Source organism: Bacillus sp. MYb209 (assembly GCF_002975175.1).
In the GTDB taxonomy this organism is placed as follows: domain Bacteria; phylum Bacillota; class Bacilli; order Bacillales; family Bacillaceae_G; genus Bacillus_A.
The window spans coordinates 179,790-205,672 of the sequence record NZ_PCNZ01000004.1 but is presented as its reverse complement, the minus strand read 5'-3'; the positions used below and the strand labels follow the sequence as shown (position 1 = coordinate 205,672).

At 35.4% G+C, this 25,883-nt stretch carries 23 protein-coding genes and 4 pseudogenes; 20 read left to right on the top strand and 7 right to left on the bottom strand.

Annotated elements, in window-relative coordinates:
• Positions 1-6: 6 nt before the first annotated feature.
• Complete coding sequence (locus tag CQZ94_RS10195; protein WP_105585306.1) at positions 7-954, bottom strand: class I SAM-dependent methyltransferase; 948 nt, start codon at positions 952-954, stop codon at positions 7-9.
• A gap of 197 nt (positions 955-1,151) precedes the next feature.
• On the opposite strand from CQZ94_RS10195, the gene hutP reads away from it, so the two are divergent.
• The 11 genes and pseudogenes from hutP to CQZ94_RS10140 all read left to right on the top strand — a co-directional run bounded on the left by hutP (position 1,152) and on the right by CQZ94_RS10140 (position 13,507).
• On the top strand, positions 1,152-1,592 hold the full coding sequence (hutP, locus tag CQZ94_RS10190; protein ID WP_000926519.1) for a histidine utilization transcription antiterminator HutP: 441 nt from the start codon (positions 1,152-1,154) through the stop codon (positions 1,590-1,592).
• A gap of 102 nt (positions 1,593-1,694) precedes the next feature.
• Entirely contained in the window at positions 1,695-3,212 is a 1,518-nt protein-coding gene (gene hutH, locus CQZ94_RS10185; RefSeq protein ID WP_105585305.1) for a histidine ammonia-lyase, read from the top strand.
• Between the two features lie 23 nt (positions 3,213-3,235).
• Positions 3,236-4,894 carry a urocanate hydratase gene (gene hutU / locus CQZ94_RS10180; RefSeq protein WP_105585304.1) on the top strand — a complete coding sequence of 553 codons (1,659 nt, stop codon included), beginning with the start codon at positions 3,236-3,238 and terminating at the stop codon, positions 4,892-4,894.
• Positions 4,895-4,906: 12 nt separating this feature from the next.
• Positions 4,907-6,178, top strand: coding sequence for an imidazolonepropionase (hutI, locus tag CQZ94_RS10175; RefSeq protein WP_105585303.1), 1,272 nt, complete (start codon positions 4,907-4,909; stop codon positions 6,176-6,178).
• Complete coding sequence (gene hutG / locus CQZ94_RS10170; RefSeq protein ID WP_105585302.1) at positions 6,157-7,128, top strand: formimidoylglutamase; 972 nt, start codon at positions 6,157-6,159, stop codon at positions 7,126-7,128. Before hutI ends, hutG begins: the two co-directional genes overlap by 22 nt.
• Positions 7,129-7,434: 306 nt before the next feature.
• Complete coding sequence (locus tag CQZ94_RS10165) at positions 7,435-7,896, top strand: CarD family transcriptional regulator (protein WP_181149476.1); 462 nt, start codon at positions 7,435-7,437, stop codon at positions 7,894-7,896.
• Positions 7,897-8,500: 604 nt separating this feature from the next.
• Positions 8,501-9,628, top strand: coding sequence for an alkene reductase (locus tag CQZ94_RS10160; RefSeq protein ID WP_105585300.1), 1,128 nt, complete (start codon positions 8,501-8,503; stop codon positions 9,626-9,628).
• Positions 9,629-9,699: 71 nt separating this feature from the next.
• Entirely contained in the window at positions 9,700-11,274 is a 1,575-nt protein-coding gene (locus CQZ94_RS10155; protein WP_105585299.1) for an FMN-binding glutamate synthase family protein, read from the top strand.
• 483 nt (positions 11,275-11,757) lie between these two features.
• Positions 11,758-11,859, top strand: a pseudogene (locus CQZ94_RS10150) (ring-cleaving dioxygenase); the annotation flags it as partial.
• A gap of 32 nt (positions 11,860-11,891) precedes the next feature.
• Positions 11,892-12,506, top strand: coding sequence for an alpha/beta hydrolase (locus tag CQZ94_RS10145; protein ID WP_105585440.1), 615 nt, complete (start codon positions 11,892-11,894; stop codon positions 12,504-12,506).
• Between the two features lie 209 nt (positions 12,507-12,715).
• Complete coding sequence (locus CQZ94_RS10140) at positions 12,716-13,507, top strand: phosphotransferase (RefSeq protein WP_105585298.1); 792 nt, start codon at positions 12,716-12,718, stop codon at positions 13,505-13,507.
• 126 nt (positions 13,508-13,633) lie between these two features.
• On the opposite strand, the gene CQZ94_RS10135 is transcribed toward CQZ94_RS10140, so the two are convergent.
• Complete coding sequence (locus tag CQZ94_RS10135; protein WP_105585297.1) at positions 13,634-15,166, bottom strand: BA3702 family sensor histidine kinase; 1,533 nt, start codon at positions 15,164-15,166, stop codon at positions 13,634-13,636.
• A gap of 234 nt (positions 15,167-15,400) precedes the next feature.
• On the opposite strand from CQZ94_RS10135, the gene CQZ94_RS10125 reads away from it, so the two are divergent.
• Positions 15,401-15,772, top strand: coding sequence for a VOC family protein (locus CQZ94_RS10125; protein WP_002111168.1), 372 nt, complete (start codon positions 15,401-15,403; stop codon positions 15,770-15,772).
• 20 nt (positions 15,773-15,792) lie between these two features.
• Here the strand turns inward: CQZ94_RS10125 and CQZ94_RS10120 are convergent, their stop codons facing one another.
• Complete coding sequence (locus CQZ94_RS10120; RefSeq protein WP_105585296.1) at positions 15,793-16,602, bottom strand: YitT family protein; 810 nt, start codon at positions 16,600-16,602, stop codon at positions 15,793-15,795.
• A 142-nt stretch (positions 16,603-16,744) separates the two neighbouring features.
• Between CQZ94_RS10120 and CQZ94_RS10115 the strand changes: the two genes are divergently transcribed.
• The 3 genes from CQZ94_RS10115 to CQZ94_RS10105 are packed head-to-tail and all read left to right on the top strand — an operon-like array spanning position 16,745 to position 18,285.
• Entirely contained in the window at positions 16,745-17,548 is an 804-nt protein-coding gene (locus CQZ94_RS10115; protein WP_105585295.1) for a protein phosphatase 2C domain-containing protein, read from the top strand.
• Between the two features lie 15 nt (positions 17,549-17,563).
• Positions 17,564-18,016 carry a peptidoglycan recognition protein family protein gene (locus CQZ94_RS10110; protein WP_105585294.1) on the top strand — a complete coding sequence of 151 codons (453 nt, stop codon included), beginning with the start codon at positions 17,564-17,566 and terminating at the stop codon, positions 18,014-18,016.
• A 20-nt stretch (positions 18,017-18,036) separates the two neighbouring features.
• Positions 18,037-18,285, top strand: coding sequence for a DUF2164 domain-containing protein (locus CQZ94_RS10105; protein ID WP_105585293.1), 249 nt, complete (start codon positions 18,037-18,039; stop codon positions 18,283-18,285).
• A gap of 22 nt (positions 18,286-18,307) precedes the next feature.
• Here the strand turns inward: CQZ94_RS10105 and CQZ94_RS31515 are convergent.
• Positions 18,308-18,400, bottom strand: a pseudogene (locus CQZ94_RS31515) (CsbD family protein); the annotation flags it as partial.
• 396 nt (positions 18,401-18,796) lie between these two features.
• Between CQZ94_RS31515 and CQZ94_RS10090 the strand changes: the two are divergent.
• Positions 18,797-19,211 (top strand): annotated as a pseudogene (locus CQZ94_RS10090) (Holliday junction resolvase RecU).
• Between the two features lie 35 nt (positions 19,212-19,246).
• Here CQZ94_RS10090 and CQZ94_RS10085 read toward each other — a convergent pair.
• The 3 genes and pseudogenes from CQZ94_RS10085 to CQZ94_RS10075 all read right to left on the bottom strand — a co-directional run bounded on the left by CQZ94_RS10085 (position 19,247) and on the right by CQZ94_RS10075 (position 22,050).
• Positions 19,247-20,539 carry a glycosyltransferase family 39 protein gene (locus tag CQZ94_RS10085; RefSeq protein ID WP_142395800.1) on the bottom strand — a complete coding sequence of 431 codons (1,293 nt, stop codon included), beginning with the start codon at positions 20,537-20,539 and terminating at the stop codon, positions 19,247-19,249.
• A 73-nt stretch (positions 20,540-20,612) separates the two neighbouring features.
• Positions 20,613-20,948: pseudogene (locus CQZ94_RS10080) on the bottom strand (IS66 family transposase); the annotation flags it as partial.
• A 289-nt stretch (positions 20,949-21,237) separates the two neighbouring features.
• A complete protein-coding gene (locus tag CQZ94_RS10075; protein WP_105585292.1) occupies positions 21,238-22,050 on the bottom strand; it encodes a GNAT family N-acetyltransferase in 813 nt (270 codons plus the stop codon).
• A 151-nt stretch (positions 22,051-22,201) separates the two neighbouring features.
• On the opposite strand from CQZ94_RS10075, the gene CQZ94_RS10070 reads away from it, so the two are divergent.
• The 4 genes from CQZ94_RS10070 to CQZ94_RS10055 all read left to right on the top strand — a co-directional run bounded on the left by CQZ94_RS10070 (position 22,202) and on the right by CQZ94_RS10055 (position 25,799).
• Positions 22,202-22,405: a hypothetical protein gene (locus tag CQZ94_RS10070; protein WP_105585291.1), complete on the top strand. Its 204-nt coding sequence runs from the start codon at positions 22,202-22,204 to the stop codon at positions 22,403-22,405.
• Complete coding sequence (locus CQZ94_RS10065; protein WP_105585290.1) at positions 22,402-22,962, top strand: GNAT family N-acetyltransferase; 561 nt, start codon at positions 22,402-22,404, stop codon at positions 22,960-22,962. The genes CQZ94_RS10070 and CQZ94_RS10065 overlap by 4 nt, the downstream gene beginning before the upstream one ends.
• 265 nt (positions 22,963-23,227) lie before the next feature.
• Entirely contained in the window at positions 23,228-24,016 is a 789-nt protein-coding gene (locus CQZ94_RS10060; RefSeq protein ID WP_105585289.1) for a helix-turn-helix domain-containing protein, read from the top strand.
• Between the two features lie 169 nt (positions 24,017-24,185).
• Complete coding sequence (locus tag CQZ94_RS10055) at positions 24,186-25,799, top strand: long-chain fatty acid--CoA ligase (protein ID WP_105585288.1); 1,614 nt, start codon at positions 24,186-24,188, stop codon at positions 25,797-25,799.
• The last annotated feature ends 84 nt before the right edge of the window (positions 25,800-25,883 follow it).

Sequence of the window (25,883 nt, the reverse complement as noted above, 5' to 3'; positions counted from 1 at the left end):
CAAATGCTAGCTTTTTTCCTTTTTACATCGATAAATCACTAACGTTTTCGGATCGCTCCAAATACCGTCATGAATTGTTAATTCATTTTCTATTTCTTTTTTCAGCCAGTCCTTCATTTCGGTGTGAAGAGACATATTATCAGGTATATTCAGCGACGGAAACATGCTAGAAATATAGTTTACGATTGGAGTGGCGCGATGAAAAACAAGTGCATTATGAATAATTGTTTCTTCAACAGTTGGAAAAACAGAGTGTAATAGCTCTTTACCATTCTCTAAACAAAATGGAGCTGCTGACGGTGATGTTTTTGGTAAATCAAATGCGACTAGCATTTTGTTACACATTTCATCTATACGAGGCAATGAAACTTTAGAGTTTGTTGTAGCTAAAAGGGCGCCGCCAGGACGAATTACTTTATGGAATCCTTGAATAGTTTTTTCGACATCTTTCATGTGGTATAACATATGTCTTGCGATTATCCAATCATAACAATTAGCTTCGAAAGGAAGTTTACTAGCATCGCCGAGTTTCCATTCGATCATATTATTCTGTATAGCCGCTTCAGAAAGCATGGTTTCTGATTGGTCAAAGCCAGTTAACGGGCCTTTATGACCATTGTTTTGCAAAAGGGAAAGGAATTTTCCGTTAGCACAACCGACCTCTAATATTTTTTCTTCCCCTTGAAGTTGTAAATGTTCAATGACGACTTCATCTACATTCACTTGTTTCTCTTCGAAATGTTTATGCGTATCGATACGTGTTTGTAAATGGTTACTCACGTTGTATTGGCGTTTTACATCATTCATTTTTTCACATTCCACCTTTATGCAAAATTGCTGGATCGCATGTGTTAATACGTCTGTTTTCCTTAAAGCTTCGTAATGGAGTGCGTCTTCAAACCTTGCAAGTAATTTTTCTTCAATTCGAAAATGAATATCTTTTCGCTTCGCCACTGAAATCTCGCCCCTTTGCATCTGTTAGTGAGACTATAGCACGTCTGAAAAAAATCTGTAAATAAATTGTGTACACAAGTATGAGAGAGATAAAAAAAATGCTTGAATAATATTTTAAACTATTGACGGTTTAACCGTTTTCATATATTCTTAAATTAAGTAATATTCAAATAATTCAAAAGAAATGAGAGAGTCACATGCTTCTTCAAGGAACACATCGAATTGGTCGTATGGCCATGCTGTTGGCGCTTGCGGATGAGAATGAAAGCCCTGTATTATCTATTCCAAAAGGTTGGAAATATTGTACTGGGAAAGTTGGTTCTATGAATTCGCAAAAAGTAGTAGCAGCAATGGAAACAGCGGCTAAGAGCAACCGAGTTATTGAAACAGATGTTTACAGAGAAACACATGCACTTTATCATGCAATTATGGAAGCTTTGTACGGAGTGACGAGAGGTCAAATTCAGTTAGCAGACGTTCTTCGTACAGTAGGACTTCGCTTTGCGATTGTGCGCGGTACACCATACGACGGAAAAAAAGAAGGCGAATGGGTTGCTGTTGCACTTTATGGAACGATTGGTGCACCTGTAAAAGGATCTGAGCATGAGGCGATTGGTTTAGGAATTAATCACATATGATTTGCCCATAGTCTATTAGTTAGAAGGGGGCCTTATTTTTTAGGACAGAAGTCTGTCTTAAAAAGATAAGGTCCCCTTTTGCCTTTATAAGGAGGAAAAAGAATGATTACGTTAACAGGACACACATTGACAGTTGAAGAAATGAAGAGGTTGTTACTTGAAGGTGAAGGTGTAACAGCTTGTCCAAATAGTATGCAAAAGGTAGCGGAGTGCCGCGAAGTAGTTGAGAAAATCGTGGAGGACGGAAAAGTCGTTTACGGTATTACAACTGGATTTGGAAAGTTTAGTGATGTGCTTATTCAAAAAGATGATGTAAAGGCACTTCAGCACAATTTAATTCAATCACATGCGTGCGGAATAGGCGATCCATTCCCGGAAGAGGTATCACGCGGTATGTTAATTTTACGAGCGAACACGATGTTAAAAGGAGTATCTGGTGTTAGACCGCTTGTTGTAAATATGCTTCTTGAGTTTGTAAATCGTAAAATTCATCCAGTCGTTCCGCAACAAGGTTCACTAGGAGCGAGCGGTGATTTAGCACCTTTATCTCATCTTGCTCTCGTTTTATTAGGTGAAGGTGAAGTGTTCTACAAAGGAAAACGAGTTCATGCGATGGTTGCTCTTACAGAAGAAGGACTTGAACCTATTGAACTTGAAGCAAAAGAAGGTCTTGCGTTAATCAATGGTACGCAGGCGATGACAGCGCAAGGAGTTCTTTCTTATATAGAAGCTGAAGCAACGGCTTATCAATCTGAATTAATTGCTTCTATGACAATTGAGGGATTGCGCGGCATTATTGATGCATTTGATGAAAATGTTCATAAAGCACGTGGTTATAAAGAACAAGTAGAAGTAGCAAGCAGAATTCGTGACATTCTTCATGATAGTAAACTTATTACAAAGCAAGGAGAACTTCGGGTACAAGATGCATATTCACTTCGTTGTATCCCGCAAGTGCACGGTGCTTCTTGGCAAGTTTTAAATTATGTGAAAGAAAAATTAGAAATTGAAATGAATGCAGCAACAGATAATCCGCTTATTTTTGATGGCGGGGAAAAAGTAATTTCTGGTGGTAATTTCCACGGACAACCGATTGCATTTGCGATGGACTTCTTAAAAGTAGGAATGGCGGAACTTGCTAATATTTCAGAGCGTCGTATTGAGCGCCTAGTAAATCCGCAATTAAATGACTTACCACCATTTTTAAGTCCAGAGCCAGGACTTCAGTCTGGTGCAATGATTATGCAATATGCAGCGGCATCACTTGTTTCAGAAAATAAAACGTTAGCACATCCGGCGAGTGTAGATTCCATTCCATCGTCAGCTAATCAAGAAGATCACGTAAGTATGGGAACAATTGCTTCACGTCATGCACATCAAATTATTCAAAATGCAAGACGCGTTCTTGCAATTGAGATGATCTGTGCGATGCAAGCAGCAGAATATCGAGGAATTGAAAACATGAGTACAGTGACGAAGAGCTTCTACCATCAAGGTCGTCAGCAAGTACCTTCTATTACAAATGATCGCATATTCTCAACGGATATTGAAAATATTACGCATTGGTTAAAAACGAATTATTCGATAAAAGAAAGATTAGATGTAAACGCAGCACTATAAAATGAGAAAAGGGAGAGATTGAAATGGAAAATGTAAAACAAACAATTCGTGCGCCAAGAGGTACTGAATTACAAACGAAAGGGTGGGTTCAAGAAGCTGCACTTCGTATGTTAATGAACAATTTAGATCCTGAAGTTGCTGAAAAACCAGAAGAATTAGTTGTATACGGCGGAATTGGCCGTGCAGCTCGTAACTGGGAAAGCTACCATGCAATTGTTGATTCATTAAAAACGTTAGAAAGCGACGAAACGTTACTTGTTCAATCAGGAAAACCAGTTGCAATTTTTAAATCACATGAAGATGCGCCTCGCGTTCTTTTAGCGAACTCAAACTTAGTACCAAAATGGGCGAACTGGGATCACTTCCGTGAACTAGAGAAAAAAGGTCTTATGATGTACGGACAAATGACAGCGGGTAGCTGGATTTATATTGGAACACAAGGGATTTTACAAGGAACATATGAAACATTTGGTGAAGCGGCACGTCAACATTTCGATGGTTCATTAAAAGGTACAGTAACACTTACTGCTGGTTTAGGTGGTATGGGTGGTGCACAACCGCTTGCTGTAACGATGAACGGCGGTGTTGTAATTGCTATTGATGTAGATAAGCGTAGTATCGATCGTCGTATTGAAAAGAGATATTGTGATCTGTATACAGAATCTTTAGAAGAAGCGTTAACTATTGCGAACGAGTATAAAGAGAAGAAAGAACCGATTTCAATTGGATTGCTAGGAAATGCGGCAGAGATTTTACCAGAGCTAGTGAAGCGTAATATTACGCCAGATTTAGTTACGGATCAAACATCTGCTCATGATCCATTAAACGGTTATATTCCAGTAGGTTACACGTTAGAAGAAGCATCGAAGCTTCGTGAAGAAGATCCAGAACGTTATGTACAATTATCAAAAGAAAGTATGAAAAAACATGTAGAAGCAATGCTTGCAATGCAAGAAAAAGGTGCGATTACATTTGATTACGGAAATAACATTCGCCAAGTTGCTTTCGATGAAGGATTAAAAAAAGCTTTCGATTTCCCAGGATTCGTTCCAGCATTTATCCGTCCATTATTCTGTGAAGGAAAAGGACCATTCCGCTGGGTAGCACTTTCTGGTGATCCAGAAGATATTTATAAAACAGACGAAGTTATTTTACGCGAGTTCGCGGATAATGAGCATTTATGTAATTGGATTCGTATGGCACGTCAGCAAGTTGAGTTCCAAGGTCTTCCATCACGCATTTGTTGGCTTGGTTATGGCGAGCGTGCAAAATTTGGCCGCATTATTAATGAAATGGTGGCTAATGGTGAATTATCAGCACCGATCGTTATCGGCCGTGACCATTTAGATTGCGGATCAGTAGCATCTCCAAACCGTGAAACAGAATCTATGAAAGACGGTAGTGATGCAGTAGCAGACTGGCCAATTTTAAATGCATTAATTAACAGTGTAAACGGTGCAAGCTGGGTATCAGTTCACCACGGTGGTGGCGTTGGTATGGGTTATTCACTTCACGCTGGAATGGTTATCGTTGCAGATGGAACAGAAGCAGCGGCAAAACGTATTGAACGTGTATTAACTTCTGACCCTGGTATGGGTGTTGTTCGTCACGTTGATGCAGGTTATGACTTAGCGGTTCAAACTGCGAAAGAAAAAGGCGTTAACATTCCAATGATGAAATAAGGAGGAAGAAACATGCTGGACACTTTACTAATAAATATCGGTCAATTACTAACAATGGATCAAGAAGATGGTTTGTTAAGACGGGAAGCGATGAACACGCTTCCTGTAATTGAAAATGGTGCTGTTGGAATTGAAAATGGCGTAATTACTTTCGTTGGAACAGCCGAAGAAGCTAAAGGATTACAAGCGAAAGAAGTTATTGATTGCGGCGGGAAAATGGTTTCTCCTGGTCTTGTAGATCCGCATACTCATCTTGTATTTGGTGGATCTCGTGAAAATGAAATCGCGCTGAAATTACAAGGAGTTCCGTACTTAGAAATTTTAGAAAAAGGCGGAGGGATTCTTTCGACTGTAAATGCAACGAAACAGGCATCGAAAGAAGAACTAGTTCAAAAAGCTAAATTCCATTTAGACCGTATGCTATCTTTCGGGGTTACAACTGTAGAAGCGAAGAGTGGTTACGGACTAGATGATGAGACGGAATGGAAACAATTAGAGGCAACTGCACAATTACAAAAAGAGCACCCAATCGATTTAGTTTCAACATTTTTAGGGGCGCATGCAGTTCCGAAAGAGTACAAAGGAAGATCGAAAGAATTTTTACAATGGATGCTAGATTTATTACCAGAAATGAAAGAGAAGCAATTAGCTGAGTTTGTTGATATTTTCTGTGAAACAGGTGTGTTCTCTGTAGAAGAATCGAAAGAATTTTTATTAAAAGCGAAAGAGCTTGGCTTTGATGTGAAAATTCATGCAGATGAAATCGACCCTCTTGGTGGTGCGGAAGCAGCGGCTGAAATCGGTGCAGCATCAGCGGACCATTTAGTTGGCGCTTCTGATAAAGGAATTGAAATGCTTGCAAACTCTAATACAGTAGCAACTTTATTACCAGGAACAACTTTCTATTTAAATAAAGAAAGTTTCGCACGCGGCCGAAAAATGATCGATGAAGGTGTTGCAGTTGCTTTAGCTACAGACTTTAATCCAGGTAGCTGTCCAACTGAAAACATTCAGCTTATTATGAGCATTGCGATGCTGAAACTGAAAATGACACCAGAAGAAGTGTGGAATGCTGTAACGGTTAACTCATCTTACGCAATTAATCGTGGTGATGTAGCTGGGAAAATTAGAGTTGGTCGTAAGGCAGATTTAGTTTTATGGGATGCTTATAATTATGCTTACGTACCATATCATTACGGAGTAAGCCATGTGAACACAGTATGGAAGAACGGTAATATCGCATATACAAGAGGTGAACAATCGTGGAGCACGGCCACTATTTAAAGAAAAATGCAAAGTTTATCGATCGTGAAGTGACGAAATGGAGTGAGATGATTAAAGATTGGGAGGAAGGCGTAGAAATATTCGGTGCTGCTTTAATTGGAGCGCCTCTTTCTAAACCGTCTATTAGTCATTCAGGAGCATGTTTTGCACCGAAAACGATTCGTTCAATGTTAGATGCATATAGCACGTACGCAATTACAGAAGAACACGACATGAAAGAAAGTGTTCTTCATGATTGCGGTGATATTACGATGCATGTTACAGATATAAAAGAGAGTCATAACCGAATTGCGAAAACAGTTGGTCATTTGACGAAAGTAAATCCGAAAATGATACCAATCGTTCTTGGTGGTGACCACTCGATTAGTTTTCCGAGTATAACTGGTTTTGCAAATAGTAAAGGGAAGGTCGGTATTATTCAATTTGATGCCCATCATGATTTACGTAATCTAGATGATGGTGGTCCATCAAATGGTACACCGTTCCGTAGTTTGCTAGAAAATGGTGTGATTATAGGAAAACAACTCGTTCAAATTGGGATTCGTAATTTTTCAAATGCACGAGCGTACCATGAATATGCAAAAGAGCATGGCGTGACAGTGTATACAATGAAAGATGTAAGAGAGCGAGAAATAAAAGATCTTATTTCAGAAAGTATTGAAGTATTAAGAAAACAAGGTGTGACTTCTATTTATATTTCTCTTGATATGGACGTACTAGACCAAGCGTTTGCGCCAGGCTGTCCAGCAATTGGCCCTGGTGGAATGGATAGTACAACTTTACTTGATGCAATTGAATTCCTTGGTAAAGAGCCACTAGTTCAAGGGGTGGATATAGTAGAAATTGATCCAACTCTTGATTTTAGGGATATGACGAGTAGAGTAGCTGCGCAAGTGATTATGAGTTTTCTTTTAGCACGAGAAACGATTAGTAAACAGGTTAGTATATAAGCGAAGAATCGTGTGTGTGAAGTTTTGAAGTAACTGTTTCTGTCTTTCATGTTGCACATTATATAAAAATACATCGCTACTTATATGTAGTGATGTATTTTTTTGTTTTACAAGGTATATAAAATTGGAGAAAATGGGTGTGGAAATGTAACAAAATCGCGGGTTTTTTAGTGTTTCTGTACAGCTTGAATTTTTATGTGTAAATAAATTGACATAGAAAATAATTTTGTGATATTATAAAAATTTTGCTAAAAAAATAAATGTGTGTTAAGATTGAGAAGGTTACCATATATGGAGGTGGATTATTTGTTTCAAATTGGCGATAACATCGTTTATCCAATGCACGGAGCAGGTATAATTAAAGCCATAGAAGAAAAGGAAATCTCAGGAGAAAAAAAACAGTATTATGTCATAAAAATGTCGGCTAGTAATATGGAAGTAATGATTCCTATGGGAAAAATATTGAGTTCAAATATACGACCAGTTACGGATATAAAGGCATTAACAAACATAATAGATATTTTTCAACATGGAGAATCAGACAGATTACTGACGTGGAAACAAAGGTATAAATTGAATACAGATAAAATAAAAACGGGTAAAATACAAGAAGGTGCTGAAGTTGTACGTGATTTATTACGTATGCAGAAAGAAAAAGCACTTAATGCAAGCGAAAAGAAAATGTTAGATAACGCACATGAATTTTTGATTAGTGAACTGGGATTAATTGAAGGTATCACAGAAAATCAAATAAAAAGCTTTTGTTAAGGTTCATTACAAATAATATATTACATCCCAAAAAAGATCTTGAATTTTTTGGGAATATAATTATAGAAAATCAATCATTTCAAAGACATTCAACTCTTTCAAACCACTTTTAAAGCATTAACCTCTTTTATTATTACTACAATTTAATCCATTTTTATTTTTTAATTTCTTTTACGAATGTTCGAAGTTTAATTAGCTACTTTGATAAAATAGTTACTTAATTTTTGCAATCCTGATTCACACTGGCACGGACAAGGAGCCGTAAGGATGAAAGAGAGGTAGGGCTTTCATTGTTTTAGGTATATATAAGTTTTTATTTTTAGAAGAATACTGAGCCACTCTCATTTCTATTGTTAAGAGATTTTCCATATGTGAGGAGATAATAATTGTTTATTTTCTTTATGTAAAAGAGATAAACGAATTGTTAGCCTTATATGGTCAACTAAAAAAGGTTTCCTAATTAGGAAACCTTTTTAATTTTTGTTTTTATCATTCTGTTTGTTTAATATACGAATGTTTAATAGTAAAGACATATAAATTGACGTTACTATTTAAAAGTAAGTATGATGCGATTATAGTAAGTTTTTTATAAGGAGGAAGAAAAATGACAAGTTCAAACAATAAAGCAGCAAATATTTATGCAGGAACAAATATAAATAATTGGGGATCTTTTGAAAATATCGATGAAACAAAGCTGTTTGATCCGATTCAAATTGGATCTTGGTCTCTTCACAATCGCATAGCGATGGCACCGATGACGAGATGTTTTGCAAATAATGAGACTGGCGAAGTTGGTGCTGACGTAGCCCGATATTACCGAAAGCGTGCTGCTGATGGGGTTGGATTAATTATTACAGAAGGAATCGTCATTAGCCCAAGAGCAAAAGGGAATCCGGGAGTACCAGGTATTTATACGAAAGAGCAAGTTGATTCTTGGAAACCTGTTACAGAGGCAGTACATAAAGAAGGCGGAACGATTATTGCTCAAATATGGCATGTTGGACGTATGAGTCATCACGAAATAATTGGTGATCAAATGCCACAAGCGCCGTCTGCTATTGCTGCGGAGGGTAATGTTCCGCGTTTTCGTAAACCGTTTGATACACCAGAAGCAATGACAATAGAAGAAATAAAAGAAGTTATCGGTCAATATGCACAAGCTGCAAAGAACGCAATCGAAGCTGGATTTGATGGAGTAGAAATTCACGGTGCACACGGATATTTAATTGATCAATTTACTTATGAATTTGCAAATAAGCGTACAGATAAATATGGTGGTGACTTAAAGCAAAGGTTAACATTTATGAAAGAAGTAACCGCGGCTGTAATAGAAGCAGTTGGAGCTGATAAAACACTTCTTCGTTTCTCTGCATTTAAAGGTGATAATCCTGCTTATATGTGGGAAAATCCAGAGCTTGCGATTGAAACGTTCGTAAATATGTTCAAAGAAGTTGGATTAACGATGATCCATCCGTCAACGATGAATTATACGCAAGTTATTACTGATGGAAAGAATTTTCATCAATTAGTAAGAAAATATTGGGAGGGTACTATCGTTGGAGTGGGTAATTTGAATCCGAAAGAGGCAGAAGAAGCATTGCAAGAAGGAACAATTGATGTAGCGGCGTTCGGAAGACCATTAATCGCTAACCCAGACTTTGTTCATCGAATTAAAAATGCTGAAAGTTTGGTTGAATATGACGCGAAAGAGCATCTTGCTACGTTATTGTGAATAAGGATAAAAAGAGAACACATCGAGTGTTCTCTTTTTATTATGGAATTTCATATATAGGGGGAAGCGGAATGAGTGAAGCGCTACTCGTTATTATTAGTATATTGCTCTTTTTGATGCTACTTTTAATTGTCTTTTTTATCATTACATTTTTTATTAAAAAACGGACGCATCATTCTATATTAAAACTGCATCCATACTTAGGTAGAATGCGCTATTTACTCGAAAAAATAGGCCCGGAATTTCGGCAATATTGGTTTGATCATGATACTGACGGAAAGCCTTTTTCGCGCTACGATTTTCAAAGTGTTATGTTTCTAGCAAAATATCGTTCTGAAATACTTGGTTTTGGATCAAAACGAGATTTTGATGCTTCTGGCTATTATATTGCTAATACATTATTTCCGATATTAACAGATGAATTAAGTGTGAATCTTACGCAAGAACGTGAGGGGAAAAAGTATGTAATTCATAAAGAAGGGTTATTTTCAAGAAGAGAAAAATTGACAGCGGATACAACAAACCTTTGGTTGTATGAAGAAGATGATGCAATTATAGTCGGCGAAAATCGTAAATATCCATGGAAACTGTATGGGATGTTTGGAGCGTCAGCGACATCTTACGGTGCGATTGGAGAAAATTATATTTTATCAGCTGGGTTTGGTGCAAAAATGGCAGGTGGTTCGTGGATTAATACTGGGGAAGGGGGCGTAATTCCAGAACATTTACATACGGGTGCGAATATCGTTGCGCAAATTGGTCCGGGATTATTCGGGTACCGTGACGAGGACGGGAATTTTTCGATGAAGGAATTTATGGAGAAGGCGAAAGAAAGTAATATTAAAGCGTTTGAATTGAAATTTGGGCAAGGAGCAAAAATACGTGGTGGTCATTTAGAAGGACAGAAGGTAAATGAGAAAATCGCTTCCGTTCGGAAAGTACGAGAAGGTGAAACGATTAATTCGCCAAATCGATTTTCATTTATTAATAGTGCGGCAGAGGCTTTATATTTTATTCAAGATTTGCAAGGAAACGGTGGTAAACCAGTGGGCATGAAAATTGTAATTGGTCAACAGAAGCCTTTGGAAGATTTATTAAAAACAATGAAAGAATTAAACATCTATCCAGATTTTATTACAATCGACGGTTCAGAAGGTGGATCAGGTGCAACGTATAAATCGATGGCAGATAGTATGGGGCTTCCACTTATACCGGCATTACTTACATTTATTGATACGGCGAATCATTACGGTGTTCGGGATAAATTAAAGGTGTTTGCCTCAGGGAAATTAATCACACCAGATAAAGTAGCGATTGCTTTAGCTATAGGTGCAGATGCCGTAAATTCAGCACGCGGCTTCATGATGGCAAGTGGCTGTATTATGGCGCTTCAATGTAATTCAGGGCAATGCCCATCGGGTGTTGCAACTACGAATCCGCACTACCAAAAAGCGTTAGATCCGTATGAGAAGAAATGGAGGGTAATGAACTACATTATTAGTATGAGATATAGTTTGTTTTCATTAGCGGCAGCGGCGGGGGTAAAGAGCCCGCGCCATTTAACGAGAGAGCATATTGTGTTTAAAGATGAGATGGGGCGGGTAGTTCCACTTTCGGAATTGTTTCCTTCCGTAATTGGAAAGTAAATATGTAGCTTAACAAAAAAATGAGTAAAAAGTCATACATTTGTATGGCTTTTTTGATTATGGGAAAAGTAGAAGTTTATTATATGAATGTTCCCGCTTGTCTGTTGCTCTTTTTCAAACAAATTATTTGATGGAGATGAGTTATCAGAATATTGTTTTTGATGAAAAAATGAAACGATATACGCATTGACAATAAAAACTAATTAGACTATAATAAATCTCGAATTCAAGATATTTTTGAAGGATAGTCAAAATCATAAAATCAATATTTAAAATATAATCATAAGAACTGTAGTTTTTTTTGTAAATTATCTCGAATTCGAGATAATTACTGAAAGAGATGAAATGTGTTAGTTTTTTAGAGAGACATCTCGAAATTGAGATAAAGTAGTATTGTGGATTGAACTTTATCATATGGACAAAATGAATAATGAATTTTAGCGAATAAACGTTTTTTATAATGAAATAAAAAAGGGCGTGGAGAAGACGATGGGTGAGGAATTAAAATTACCAGAGCGATATGATCAGCATAGAAAACAGATCGAACAAGGGTTATTACCAATTGAAGTAAGAGAATTAGACTAATTATATAAGTAATTGAAAGGGGAGAAAAAATGATGAAACATGTTTTTCAAAAAGGAAAAGATGAGTCAAAACCAACGCTATTATTGCTTCATGGTACGGGAGGAAATGAATTAGATTTATTACCGCTTGCAGAAAGAATTGATCCAAAAGCTTCTGTATTAAGTGTTCGTGGAAATGTATTAGAAAATGGGATGCCTCGTTTCTTCCGTCGATTAGCAGAAGGTATTTTTGATGAAGAGGATCTTGTTTTCCGTACGAAGGAATTAAATGAATTTTTAAATGAAGCAGCAAAAACATATGAATTTGATAGAGATAATATCGTAGCTGTTGGGTATTCAAATGGAGCAAATATTGCAGCGAGTTTATTATTCCATTATGAGAATGCATTAAAAGGTGCCATTCTTCATCATCCAATGGTCCCAAGAAGAGGGATAGAACTTCCTAATTTAGTAGAGAAAGCAGTGTTTATTGCTGCTGGAACAAATGATCCAATTTGTTCATCGACAGAGTCAGAGGAATTGAAGATGCTATTAGAAAATGCAAACGCTAATGTAACAATGCATTGGGAAAATAGAGGACATCAATTAACGATGAATGAAGTAGAGAAGGCAACAGAATGGTATGAAAAAATGTTTTCACATGCATAAATAGTAGACTAAATCGAGTATAAAATCACAAAGATTTTATACTCGATTTTTTTGTTGTAATTTAAGGAATTAAAAGAGAATAGGAAAGTTATGTTAAAATATAAAGAAAAGCAAAGGGGTTCCTGTTTTATTAATGAGCAGGAGTGTAGAATAATTGGCAATTTGTTTTAAGTGTGTCGATTTTTCTAATAATGAGGGGGAACTATTAGATATCAAACTACGAAAATGAAGAAATGCTAACGGGAGGGAATGTCTCAAACGTATATCGTTCGGAAGATACTGTTCGACGAGAATTAAAGCAAGGCAGTACCAAAATTCATAAGCTATTAAATCATTTGGAAAACAAAGGTTTTAGTTATGCACCAAAGTTTTTAGGTATTGATGATAAAGATAGAGAGATATTATCATTTATTGAAGGGAAAGCTGGTAATTATCCTTTAAAAGAGTACATGTGGTCTAATGGTGTTTTAAAAGAAATAGCGAAGATACTCCGTCTTTATCATGATGCTGTGAGTGATTTTCCTTTATCAGATGATTGGAAACCAATGGATAATACTCCAAATAAAATAGAGGTTGTATGCCACAATGATTTTGCAATATATAACATTATTTTTAATAACGAAAAACCAGTAGGTATTATTGATTTTGATGTTGCTGGTCCTGGACCAAGACTTTGGGACATAGCCTATACTCTTTACACTTGTGTCCCATTAAGTAGAGTTTATTATACGGAAACAGGTGAGGCAGTTTATTATAATTCATTACAGCATGCGGAGTGTATAAAGCAAAGGGTTAAATTATTTTTTGAATCTTACGGTGGGGGTATGGAAGAAGATTATCTGGAGATGGTATTGCTACGATTAGAAGGGTTATGTAAATATATGAAAAGAAAAGCTAAAGAAGGCGATATGAACTTCAAAAAAATGATAGATGAAGGACACCTTGAACATTATGAAAATGATATTAAATTCATTCGTGAACATGGAAGAGAATGGTTGTAATGAAATACGTTTTATACGCTAAAAAGCTCAGAGTCATATAGGGACTTTGAGCTTTTTAGCGTATTAGTGTAGATGTTTTCCACAATAACTGAACTACTTATAACATCTTGTAGATGCCTTTTATAGTTACGAGTTTGTTACAGGCTGAGATGTAGCAATTGGTAATTGGATATCGACAGTTGTTCCTATGTTTAATTCACTTGAAATGAATAATTTTCCGTGATGCTCTTGAATGATTTTATAGCACATCATTAAGCCGAGACCAGTTCCTTTTTCTTTCAAGCTATAAAAAGGTTCGCCAAGACGAGCCATGCGCTCTTCGGGAATCCCACAACCTTCATCGATAATGCGTATTGAAACAAAATCATTTTCTAACGAAGTTGTTTGAATGAATATGTTACCACCATCAGGCATCGCCTCAATCGCATTTTTTAATATGTTAATAAAAACTTGTTTTAATTGATTACTGTCACATTGAATGTCAGAAATATAATCGAAATGGTCCATAATGATATGAACGCTATGCATAATCGCTGTTGGTAAAATAAAAGTTACAACTTCTTCAATTAATGTTTGTACGTTGCATGTATGAATAGATAACACTTGTGGTTTAGACATCGCCATAAATTGGCTTGTTATAGATTCCATTTGTGAAATCTCACTCAGCATAACGTCCACATACCATTTATTTTCCTCATTTATTTCTGGATGTAATAATGTTAAAAATCCTTTTAATGAAGTGAGCGGGTTTCTAATTTCATGGGCAATTCCAGCTGTCAGTTGTCCTACTACTGCAAGCTTTTCGGATTTTCGTAATAACTTTTCAGTTTCTTTTAGTTCGGTAACGTCCCTTCCCATCACTATAAGACCTTTGCGTGAGCCATCAGGATGGAAGAGTGGGACCTTTGAAATACTTAAAACTAGGTCGAAATCATCTCTATGTATAATAAATTCCTCTCCGTGAAGAATTTGTCCTTTTTGCCATGTTAGTTCATCGACTTCTTCACAATGCAAAAAAGATTCGCGGTACGCTTCGTTATATTGAATGAGTTCATTATCTCTTTTTCCATGATAAGGTACGTTATGGAAATTGAAACAAGAAAGCGCATAGTCATTCGCTTCAAGCCAGCGTCCTTCATGATCCTTAAAAATAACAAATGCAGGCATTGAATTCATTAATGTGCGTAATCGTTTCTCACTCTCTTGTAATACTTTCTCAATTCTTTCTGATTTTTCAAGGGGTTTCATAATGGCGTATACACCTGTTAAACGATTTTTAACAAAAATAGGAACTAGTTTTGTTACGACATCTAGTAAATATCCGTCTTTATGATAAATAGAGACGATATACTCTTTTTGATTATCAGCTGCAGTATTTTTTATGTATTGTAGTACTTGATCAGAAATATGTGCTTCTAAAATAGAAGTGATTGTTTTTCGCTCTAATTCGTTAGAAGTATAACCTAATATTCTTTCAGCAGAGGGGTTAATATGTAAAATAACTCCTTCTAAATTCAATGAAATAATACTATCAGGGTTATGTTCAAAAAGAGATGCATACATTTCTGCTAAAGAACGGTTTTGTATATGGTTTCGCAATCGCCCAGATATGTTTGGGTGACGCTTTTTTTGAGTAGATGAATATTTTTTACGACTCATAATATTTCCTCCGTACAACTGGCATCTAAAAAAGATGGATCTATTAATAACTATAATATAGGTGTGATGTGTATTTCTATAAAAAATGGAAATTACATAGTGAATTTTCTTTTTTTATTTTTAGTGGAAGGTATAAAAGGTAGTAATAAGAGAATCTTATATTGCTTTATTAATTTTTTGTAAGTTACATGAATGTATTTTCGTTATAACATTAGACTAGAGAGGGGGAGAAAAATGAAAAGCTATATTCAAGGAATTGATCATGTACAAGTGGCGGCACCTGTAGGATGTGAAGAAGAAGCACGAGAATTTTATGGTAATAAAATTGGTATGAAGGAAATTCCGAAACCAGAAGAGTTAAAGAAGCGTGGCGGATGTTGGTTTAAGTGTGGAAATCAAGAGATTCATATTGGGGTCGAGCAAAACTTTAATCCAGCTAAAAAAGCGCATCCAGCTTTTTATGTTTTAAAAATTGATGAATTTAAACAAGAGCTAATAAAGCAAGGTGTTGAAGTAATAGATGATAATGCACGACCAGATGTGATTAGATTTTACGTATCAGATCCGTTTGGAAATCGAATTGAATTTATGCAAAATAAAAACTAGGTGAAGGTCCACCTAGTTTTTTATGCTTTTCTAAACAATCCTAATACTTCAACAGTTTCTGTAATATTAACGAATGCATGAGGATCAATTTTGGAAATCGTTAGTTTCATACTTGCTAACTCTTCACGAGAAACGACTGTCATAAGTACACGTTTTTTCTCGTTTGAATAAGCACCTTCACCATCAAGTAACGTAATTCCGCGTACTACAGTTGAAAGAAGTTTTTTTTTCATTTCTTCCGCTTGATTTGTTACAATCATAAGTGTAACTTTACGATGTTTTGTATGAACGGCATCAATTACTTTACCAGTTACATAAATTGAAAGTAAGCTTGTAAGGGCAACATCCCAAGTGAAGAAAAATCCTGCAATGACAACAACAACTGTATTTAATCCAATAAGGAATCCACCAAGTTTAATATCTCGCTTACGAGATAATAACATACCGATAATATCAAATCCACCAGTTGAACCATGGCAGTTAAAGACAAGGCCAATACCAGCGCCGGCGATGACACCGCCAAATACAGAAGATAAAAGTGGGTCTGTTGCTACGACTTTGACAGGAACATAGTATAGTGCAACAGATAATACAATTACAGAGACAACTGTGTTAAAAATTACTTTTTTTCCAAGACCTATGTATCCTAAAATAAGGATAGGTAAGTTCAATACAAAGTTAATAATGCCTGTGTTCACAGGGGTTGCAATTCCTAAAATAATGGCAATTCCGCCAATTCCACTACTTAAAATTTTATGGGGGATAAGGAAAAGATTAAAGGCAATTGCAATAATAATAGAACCAAAAATAACACCAAGAAATCTGACCATCTCTTTCCCGTCCTTCACTAAATAATCATATTATTTCAAGATTATATATGAAATTGAAAGTTTTAGGGAAAAACAGTTTATTTCGGAAAATTAGATTAATCTAAATAATTCGAGTGTTTGAAAATTTAGGGGGGATATAGATATGAAGATAACAACGTACCAACAGAAGAGTCCTTTAAAACAAGAGTGTGAGGATTCATTTTTTTGTAATGAAGATAAAATGATTTACGGTGTATGTGATGGAGCAACACCGCTCGTTCCGTTTTGTGATGAAGAAGGACATAATGGAGCATACATCGCTTCGCATTTATTTGCAAGTCATTTTACTTCGTTACGGGAGATTAATAGTTTACAAGGTGAAGTTGCAAAGGTGAATGAATTATTGCAAAACAAGATGCTAGAGTACAAGGTTGATACGAGAAAAAAAGACCATCTGTGGTGTACATGTATTGCAGCAGTTCAAATAGAAGGCGAGAAACTTGAATATGCACAGTTAGGTGATTGTATGATCGTTGCAATACTTCAGGATGGAGCGATGAGAGTATTAACGAAAGATACAGTTAAGGGAATTAGTAAACGTGCAAAAAAGAAGAGAGAAGAGAATCGTAAAAAAGGTTTACTAGTCCCGGAAGAACACGTTTTTCAAGATGTTCGGGAGCAGTTAAAATACAATCGCTATCTTGCAAATATGCCAAACGGCTACTCAGTTGCAAATGGGATGAAAGAAGCAATGACTTATTTACAACATGGGGAATTACATGTAGCTGACGTAAGTGGAATCTTTATTTGTTCGGACGGATTGTTCCATCCAGAGTGGTCGTTAGAACAAACTGTAGTATATATAAGAAAGAATAGTATAAAAGAGTATGTAGCAATCATTGAAAGACTAGAAGGAGAAAATAGAATAAGACCCGATGATAAAACAGTAATTATGATCGATTTTTAAGAGGAGGATGTTCATATGGAAATTAAATTTGCAAATTTAACATTTCAAGATGAGTTAGTTCTTTTAGAAAAAGTAAATAAACTAATTATCCACCATACGTCAGAAGATGGATGGGATGTGTATAAAACTCACGAATTTCATCAAAAGGTAAGAGGATGGAGCGGGATTGGTTACAATTATTTTATTGAAGAAGATGGAACTGTAGTCGAAGGGCGAGGTTTACATATTGGAGCACATGCGAAAGATAATAATAGTGATACAATTGGAATATGTATGACGGGAAATTTTGATAAATATGATCCTACTACCGCACAAATGAATTCATTATATTCTTTATGTAAAATGTTTATGAAGCAGTTTGCCATAGAGAAAGGAAATATACTCGGCCATAGGGAGTTAGAAGGGGTTACAAAAACTTGTCCAGGAAATCGCTTTTCTATGGTAGAGTTAAGAAAAGTATTATCTTAAATATAGAGGAGTAACTAACGATGATGAACATAAAAATACCAACTGATAAAAAAGAAGAGCTTGTAGCACAAATTCAGCAATTTTTCGTTGAAGAAGATTTAGATGAAATTGGACGTTTCCAAGCAGAACGTTTAATAGAAGAAATGATTAAATTAGTAGGACCATTTGCATACAATCAAGCAATTGGAGATGCAAGAAAACTTGTAAGTGAGAAATTAACGAATATTGAAGAAGATTTGTATGTGTTAGAGAAGAGTGAAGGTAAATAAAAAGAGCCAGATGGCTCTTTTTTTATTTGTTTTCTTTATGTTCTTTATATTCATGTACTTTTTCTTTTATATTACCGACAGTAATTTTGGCATTACCCTTTATCTTATCGTATTCGTAAAAAGAGCAGCTAGCAAAAGCTAACTGCCCATCTCCAAGGAGGAATCGTAGAAAATATAATGTTGTCTACAGTATTGACGGAATATTGAGTCTTGTTCATTTGGGGAGAATTTATTTATTATGTATGTTACATGAAAAGACCTATTAACATCCATGCTGCTCCTATAAGAATTAAAGATTCGAATGTAATCCAAAATTTACTTTTTTCTGTTTTTTGAAACTCTTTAATTACAGAAAACACGGCACTTATTCCTACAAGAATGAACAGAATAATTCGGATTGTATCAGTCGTTTGTATCACCACCTAAGATTTGAATAATTTAATTATATATTAATTACCATTTTGTAGAAACTTAATAAAATAATCCTTTGAATAGAAAGCGAGGAATAACAATGGGACTAGGAAACCGTGGAATGGCATTTGAAATGCTTATCAATCTAGCGAATGAAATGGATCAAAGAGGGGGAGTGGCGCTTATAAACAAGCGTCCCACTCCTGTGAAGGTGTTAAAAAGTAAAGGTGGCCGTGTACTAAATGGATTCTATGAAGCTAAAAGTACAGTAGACTATGACGGCGTGTATAAGGGACGAGCTATTGCATTTGAAGCGAATTCTACAGAGAATGCTGGAAGATTTGATTTAAAGAACATTGCACAGCATCAATTAGATTACCTGAAGAAAGCAGGGGAGATGGGAGCGATGTTAGATGGCATGATAAATTGATTTGGATCATAAGAGAGTAGCGAATAATATTGAAACAGCGAAAGAGAAGATGAATAACAAGAAACGTAAAATTTTAAAAGCTTAATGGATAACGGAACAATGCGCTTTTTTTCTATTCTATTAACCTTTTAAAACTATCTCTTTTTTAAACATGAGTTTATTTGCTTTCATTACAGTTGCTACAATTCCTACTCCTATTACAATAAATAACAGTGGCATTAATGGGAGTGCATATCGTTCATATGCCACATACAGACATGTTAGGTACGTTTGTAATAAAAGGATTAACCATAAAAACGTAGTCTCTCTCCACCTTTTCAAAAGAAAAACAAATGAAAGTACTGTACATATTAAAAACATCTGTTTTATGAAGTTAAAAATCTCATTCATATCTTTTGCAGAGACATCAAAAACTTCAATATTATGCTCTATAGAATAATACGGTTTCTTCCAAAGAATTTCTGGTTTTAAAATTAAATAACTCCGGATCATAGACTCTTTGTCTGTCTTCCACCATGCTTTCATTTTATCTATAGCTATTTTTTGTTCTAATTCCATAAATTCATGTGCTTCAATGTCAGGGTATTTTGCATGTAATTCTACTTCAAGTTCTCCCATATCCTTTCCTCCTGGATAGCCTTCGCCTTGATATGTCCCTAGTAATAATGGATTCCCTGCTCCAGCAGTTAACGGAATAAATTTATTGAATTGAATATAATTACGAGCCCACCATGGTCCAAGTACTATAAGTGCTATTCCTATACTTATAAATGCCTGTTTCGTCATAATACGGAACGGATAACGCTTCATCACAAGATACATAAACAGCAATATTGGATATAAAGCTATTTGCACGCGGAAGTACAATGCTAAAAAGTAGAATGTTAATACAATCAGAAGGTCTTTCGTTGAATGAGTATCAGCTAATTTTAAACTCCAATATAATAGTCCTAACGAAAAGAATAAAAATGGACCTTCTGTTAATGTTAAATTTTCTATAACGATTTCCGGAGGATAAATTGCTAATAAGAAAGCACCTATTAATCCTGCTGCGGGATTCAACAAATAAGTACCAATCTTATACGTTAGAAAAATACTTAGTACTCCTAATATTATAATGATTAATTTAGCCACAAAGAGACCGTCAACGCCATTACCAAAAAAATAAAATACAGCAGCTAATAAAGCTGGAAAACCTGGCATAATATGAATAGTTGGTTTATCAGGCTCATGATATGTTAACGTTCCCGTTTTTAATAAAATAGTAGCTGTTTTTTGATAACCTATATCATCACTAGCTATGGTCAAATCTGCACCATGTGTTTGTATAGTTATAAAACGAAGTGCAAAACCAACTATCATAATGATTCCTAAAAGAATCATACTAGGTCTGCGAATAAATCGGCCTAACATTTCATCCTCTCCTTTCATACATACACCTTTAGTAAACGGCAAGTAACTCCAAAATATACAACAAAGGTTGATTTTAGAGTTGCTTTTTGTTTTCTTCACTTTTTTTCGGTACTTTGCAACTAGATGGTAAATCCATTGACCACGGTAAGACTTTATCAATTTCCTCTTTATTGTTTAAATCGATATTTGGGAGCGTTTCAAACAAATATAGAAGATAATGATAGGGACTTAAATTGTTCTCTTTTGCGGTTTCAACCAAACTATACATGATGGCACTTCTTCTAGCACCTCTCGGTGTATTTGAGAACATCCAATTTTTTCTCCCAATCACAAATGGTTTAATAGAACGTTCACTTCTGTTGTTATCGATTTCTAAACGACCGTCTAATAAAGAAGCTTGAAGTGATTCAATTGTAGGTTGATTTGAGTAAGAAAGTGTTGTTTTCATAGAAAAATATATTCAACAAAATCATCCAAATTCCTTTGCGCCTTCTACTTTTTCTTTTAAACCATAGTCATGCTTTGTCATACATTTCTCCTTCTTGTAGTTTGATCAGAATTCTCTTTTCATATTGCAAGTTGAATGATGTATCTACTATTAGTGTAAAGGGATTTATTTAAATATTCAAACGATTAACGATATAGAAAGGTAATTGTCATAGAATGTATACATTCGTAATGGTAAAAAAGAAAGTTAATTATAAGTATTTTGAAGTCCATATTGATTTCGTATAAGCAATTTTCAAATGAGCACGTTCCATATTATTTTGACTACTGCTACCAAATCGCGCTTGTCCAACTATTAAATTGCAATTGGATTCAATAGCGGTCTCAATTCGTTTTTGAATTAATGCTGTATGACAACCTTTACGTTGAAATTCTGGCAAAGTAGCAGAAGCAGCTAGTGAGGCGATATCTTTATTAACATACAGGACACCAATACTTGCAGGGATATTTTGAATTTCAGCTGTGAAAAATTGCCAGCCTGGTTTATTGTAAAGAACTTCGTTATTTTGACGGACACCATCCTTTGTAAATGATGGCATATTAAATCCACGTACATAAATGTCTGCAAAAATATGAAACTCACTTTCTTTTAGTTTACGTACTGAAATGTTAGAAGGAAGAAGGGACGAATCTTCTCTCGGTATACTATATAAAGCGGTATGGAAGCTAGATTGGTAAAAACCTTTTTGAGATAAGTGTTGAAATAGTTCAGTTGTACCTTGCGCTGGTGTGATTTCAAAACGGCAAGGAATTTGTAGTGATTGATAATAAGAGATGATTGCATCTAACTCATCTGTATTTGTAAATGTAATGCCTTTTACCGTATTAAAAGCAGGACCAGCAATTACTTTTGATGAAAAGGCAGTGGAACTTCCAAATTTTTTCATTTGCACTTGCATTGGATTTTCTGCTATCGCTTGTAATGCCTTTAATCTAGAAGATAGCATATCTATTTCTGCGTTTTCAATTTCTTGTGCTACATCGAGCGTCATAATCGTACTCATAAAATTCCTCCGTTAATAAATATATTCTATATTACATATACGAGTTTTATTTTGGGATTCCTGTTGTAATGTAAGAGAATAAGAATTTTTTGGAAGGGAATTGGAAGTTTGCTGTCGAAGGGAGTAGAAATATATTAAAGGTGGTGCTCTCATGAAAAAGCAAGGCGTGCAGACATGCTCTAATTGCGGTTCTCATAATATAGGAGAAGGTGAGTTTGTCGGTTATGCACAAATACGGAAAAAAGAGACGATGTTTACATCATCTCCGGTAGATGCTTACATTTGTACGGACTGTGGTCATATCCTTTTATTAAAAGTACGAAATTATGAAAAGTTTAAACAAAATCCGCTATGATTGTTGAGAAGTGGTCGTATCCAACTCTGTATACGAGCCGTCTTATATTAAGAAAGCTTGATATGAGTGATATTTTACATATATATGAATACGCCTCAGATAACGAGTTGACAACTTATACTGTATGGGGTATTCACCAATCGCTAGATGACACGAAAATATTTTTAGAAAAAATTGTGAGTCGATATGAGAAAGAAAAAGTCGCTCCTCTTGGGATAGTATTAAAAGAGAAGCAGAAACTCATAGGGACATGTGGATTTATAAGTTATGATTCAATTATACATAAAGCGGAAATTGCATACGCTTTATCACGAAAATATTGGGGAAGAGGATTAGCTACGGAGGCTGCGTTAGCTTTCTTTAACTATGGTTTTAATGAATTACGTCTTAGCTGTATTGAAGCGGGATGCGATTTAGGTGATGAAGTATCTGAAAGGCTAATGAGGCGGTTAAGTATGGAGTATGAGCGTACGATTCAAGATGATTTATTTGTCAAAGGTAAGTATCGTGATACGAAAAGATATAGTATATCGCGAGAAAGATATATGAATAAATGAAATATTTCATATTGAAAACTCCTTTAAATGAATAAGGGAGTTTTTATTTTATAACAATAATTACCTTTAATTGTTATAATTGGTTATTGAGAGGTGTTGTTTTTATTAACTTTATAATCATATAAGAAAAACAGCTAAATCGTATATAAAACCGCTATATAACATAATCGCAACCATAAGTTGACAAAGTGCAACCGTAGGAAGATAGAGATAGGAGCAATGTTTTACGTATAATTTAGTTAAGAAAACAAAGGGGGACACACATATGGGATTTGGTGAGAAACTATTTAAATTAAGAAAGGAAAAGGGTCTTTCTCAAGAAGCATTAGCTGAGAAATTAAACACGACAAGGCAAGCGGTTAGTAAATGGGAAAATGGTCAAGGGTTTCCTGAAACTGAAAAACTAATAATGATTGGAAATGTATTTGAAGTATCTCTTGATTATTTATTAAAAGAAACTGCTGAGCAAAGTAATGAAAAGGAACATGGTTATTACGTAAGTAAAGAAATGGCAGAAGGGTATGTAGTGTATGGGCAAAAAATATCTAAATATATCGCGTTAGGATTTAGTTTGCTCATTTTATCTACAATACCGTATTTATTATTTAAGGAAGATGCAACAATGTCTACATTCCTTATCATTATTATTGCAGTTTTTGGAATTGGAGCAATGATGGTACCTGTAACTATAGAAGAGAGTCGATACAATGTATTAAAAAAGGAAGAACTACTATTTGATCAAAACTTTTTAAAAGAATTGACAAAAAGATATGCGACTATTAAGAAGAAGTATGCTGCAGTAGTGATCGTTGGATTATGCTTCATAGCAGCGGGTGCAATACCATTTTTGTTTGAGAAAAAGCGTATCACTTCAGGAGAGTTAGTACAGTATTATCCTTACTGTGTTGTACTTATTGCTATCGGATTCTATCTGTTTGTTCGTGTGTTAGGAGTGTTAGAAACGTATAGAATTTTAGTGGAAAATGAAGAGTATAGTAATCGTTTTATTTTCAAGCTAAAAAAGAAAGTAAGAAAAAAAGTAGATAGTTTTTAAATAGGAGAGAAGCGTGTTTTGAATAATTTGTATTCAAAACATGTTTTTTTGTTTCTGAATTATTTCCAAAGAAATAATTCAGAAAATACAGAAAAATATCGTAATTATTTGTAGAAGTCTGTTATAATATACAGAAATGAAAACGCTTTAAAAGGAGGCTGTAAACAATATGATGATGAATGTACCGCTAACAATTAGTTCTATGATGGAAAGGGCAGAAAAACTATTCCCAAAGAAAGAAATCGTTTCACGCACACATGATACAGTTACGACATTAACGTATAAGCAGTTAGGAGAAAGAACGAGAAGACTTTCTAGTGCGTTAAAAAAGCTTGGGATTCAAGAAGGCGAACGTGTAGGAACGTTAGCGTGGAATCATCATCGACATGTAGAAGCATATTTTGCTATTCCGGGTATTGCTTCCGTTTTACACACAATTAATATTCGTTTATCTCCTCAACATATTTCATACATTATTCAACATGCAGAAGATCGAATGCTACTTATTGATGAAGATCTCGTACCACTTGTTGAAAATATTCAATCACAATTATCAACTGTACAAGCCTACATTATTATGACTGATAAAGACGAACTTCCAAAAACTACACTGGAGCCTGTATATCACTATGAAAAACTATTAGAAGAAGGCGATCCCAATTTCCAATTTGTAAAAGATATTGATGAAAATACACCTGCTGGTATGTGTTATACGTCAGCGACTACAGGAAATCCAAAAGGTGTTGTTTATACACATCGTAGTACAGTTCTGCACTGTATGGCACTTGGTTTAGCTGATACAGCAGCGTTATCGGAAAGTGATGCGGCAATGGCTATTGTACCAATGTTTCATGTGAACGCTTGGGGACTTCCTTTTGCAGCTACTTGGTTTGGGTCAAAACAAGTTCTGCCGGGACCGATGTTTACTCCGAAAATTTTATTAGAAATGATTCAAACTGAAAAAGTAACGATAGCTGCGGGTGTGCCGACAATTTGGCTTGGTGTTTTACAAGAGTTAGAAAATAATAGTTACGATTTATCTAGTATTACGAGAATATTATGCGGTGGTGCGGCTGCACCGAAAAGTGTTATTAAAGCATTTGAGAAAAAATATAATGTTCCTTTCGTACATGCATATGGCATGACTGAAACGAGTCCACTCGTAACGCTTGCACGTCTAAAAAGCTATGAAACAGATTTGTCGTATGAAGAACAACTTGAGATTCGCTCGAAGCAAGGATATCTTGTTCCTGGTGTAGAGATGAAAGTAGTTGGTGCAGAGGGTGAAGTGAAGTGGGATGGTACGGAGATGGGAGAACTATGTTTACGAGCGCCATGGATCGCTGCAAGCTATTATAACGATGAGCGTACTGTCGAAGGTTTTCGTGATGGTTGGTTATATACAGGAGATGTCGTTACGGTTGACGAGGAAGGGTGCGTAAAGATTGTTGATCGTACGAAGGATGTTATTAAAAGCGGTGGAGAATGGATTTCCTCAGTTGACCTTGAAAATGCTTTAATGGCACATGATGCAATATTTGAAGCAGCTGTCGTTGCAATTCCTCACCCGCAGTGGCAAGAGCGTCCAGTTGCCTGCGTTGTACAAAAGAAAAATAGTACTGTGACAAAAGAAGAGTTATATGAGTTTTTAAAACCGCAGTTTGCAAAATGGTGGTTGCCGGACGATATTGTATTTATGGAGGAAATACCGAAAACATCTGTTGGGAAGTTTTTAAAGCAAGCGCTTCGCAAAGAACTTGAGCATTTGCATAAAGAGAAATAAGATAAGTTTAATTGTAAACTTATCTTAAAAATTAGTTGACAAAAATTAAGTGGAAAGATAATATAACTCCTATAATATGTTATC

What these genes read in the sequence shown, in the direction of transcription:
- hutP (WP_000926519.1), top strand. Translation starts at nt 1,152, where the DNA reads ATGCTTCTTCAAGGAACACATCGAATTGGTCGTATGGCCATGCTGTTG.
- hutH (WP_105585305.1), top strand. Translation starts at nt 1,695, where the DNA reads ATGATTACGTTAACAGGACACACATTGACAGTTGAAGAAATGAAGAGG.
- hutU (WP_105585304.1), top strand. Translation starts at nt 3,236, where the DNA reads ATGGAAAATGTAAAACAAACAATTCGTGCGCCAAGAGGTACTGAATTA.
- hutI (WP_105585303.1), top strand. Translation starts at nt 4,907, where the DNA reads ATGCTGGACACTTTACTAATAAATATCGGTCAATTACTAACAATGGAT.
- CQZ94_RS10160 (WP_105585300.1), top strand. Translation starts at nt 8,501, where the DNA reads ATGACAAGTTCAAACAATAAAGCAGCAAATATTTATGCAGGAACAAAT.
- CQZ94_RS10155 (WP_105585299.1), top strand. Translation starts at nt 9,700, where the DNA reads ATGAGTGAAGCGCTACTCGTTATTATTAGTATATTGCTCTTTTTGATG.
- CQZ94_RS10145 (WP_105585440.1), top strand. Translation starts at nt 11,892, where the DNA reads ATGAAACATGTTTTTCAAAAAGGAAAAGATGAGTCAAAACCAACGCTA.
- CQZ94_RS10135 (WP_105585297.1), bottom strand. Translation starts at nt 15,166, where the DNA reads ATGAGTCGTAAAAAATATTCATCTACTCAAAAAAAGCGTCACCCAAAC.
- CQZ94_RS10125 (WP_002111168.1), top strand. Translation starts at nt 15,401, where the DNA reads ATGAAAAGCTATATTCAAGGAATTGATCATGTACAAGTGGCGGCACCT.
- CQZ94_RS10120 (WP_105585296.1), bottom strand. Translation starts at nt 16,602, where the DNA reads ATGGTCAGATTTCTTGGTGTTATTTTTGGTTCTATTATTATTGCAATT.
- CQZ94_RS10115 (WP_105585295.1), top strand. Translation starts at nt 16,745, where the DNA reads ATGAAGATAACAACGTACCAACAGAAGAGTCCTTTAAAACAAGAGTGT.
- CQZ94_RS10110 (WP_105585294.1), top strand. Translation starts at nt 17,564, where the DNA reads ATGGAAATTAAATTTGCAAATTTAACATTTCAAGATGAGTTAGTTCTT.
- CQZ94_RS10105 (WP_105585293.1), top strand. Translation starts at nt 18,037, where the DNA reads ATGATGAACATAAAAATACCAACTGATAAAAAAGAAGAGCTTGTAGCA.
- CQZ94_RS10085 (WP_142395800.1), bottom strand. Translation starts at nt 20,539, where the DNA reads ATGTTAGGCCGATTTATTCGCAGACCTAGTATGATTCTTTTAGGAATC.
- CQZ94_RS10075 (WP_105585292.1), bottom strand. Translation starts at nt 22,050, where the DNA reads ATGAGTACGATTATGACGCTCGATGTAGCACAAGAAATTGAAAACGCA.
- CQZ94_RS10070 (WP_105585291.1), top strand. Translation starts at nt 22,202, where the DNA reads ATGAAAAAGCAAGGCGTGCAGACATGCTCTAATTGCGGTTCTCATAAT.
- CQZ94_RS10065 (WP_105585290.1), top strand. Translation starts at nt 22,402, where the DNA reads ATGATTGTTGAGAAGTGGTCGTATCCAACTCTGTATACGAGCCGTCTT.
- CQZ94_RS10060 (WP_105585289.1), top strand. Translation starts at nt 23,228, where the DNA reads ATGGGATTTGGTGAGAAACTATTTAAATTAAGAAAGGAAAAGGGTCTT.
- CQZ94_RS10055 (WP_105585288.1), top strand. Translation starts at nt 24,186, where the DNA reads ATGATGATGAATGTACCGCTAACAATTAGTTCTATGATGGAAAGGGCA.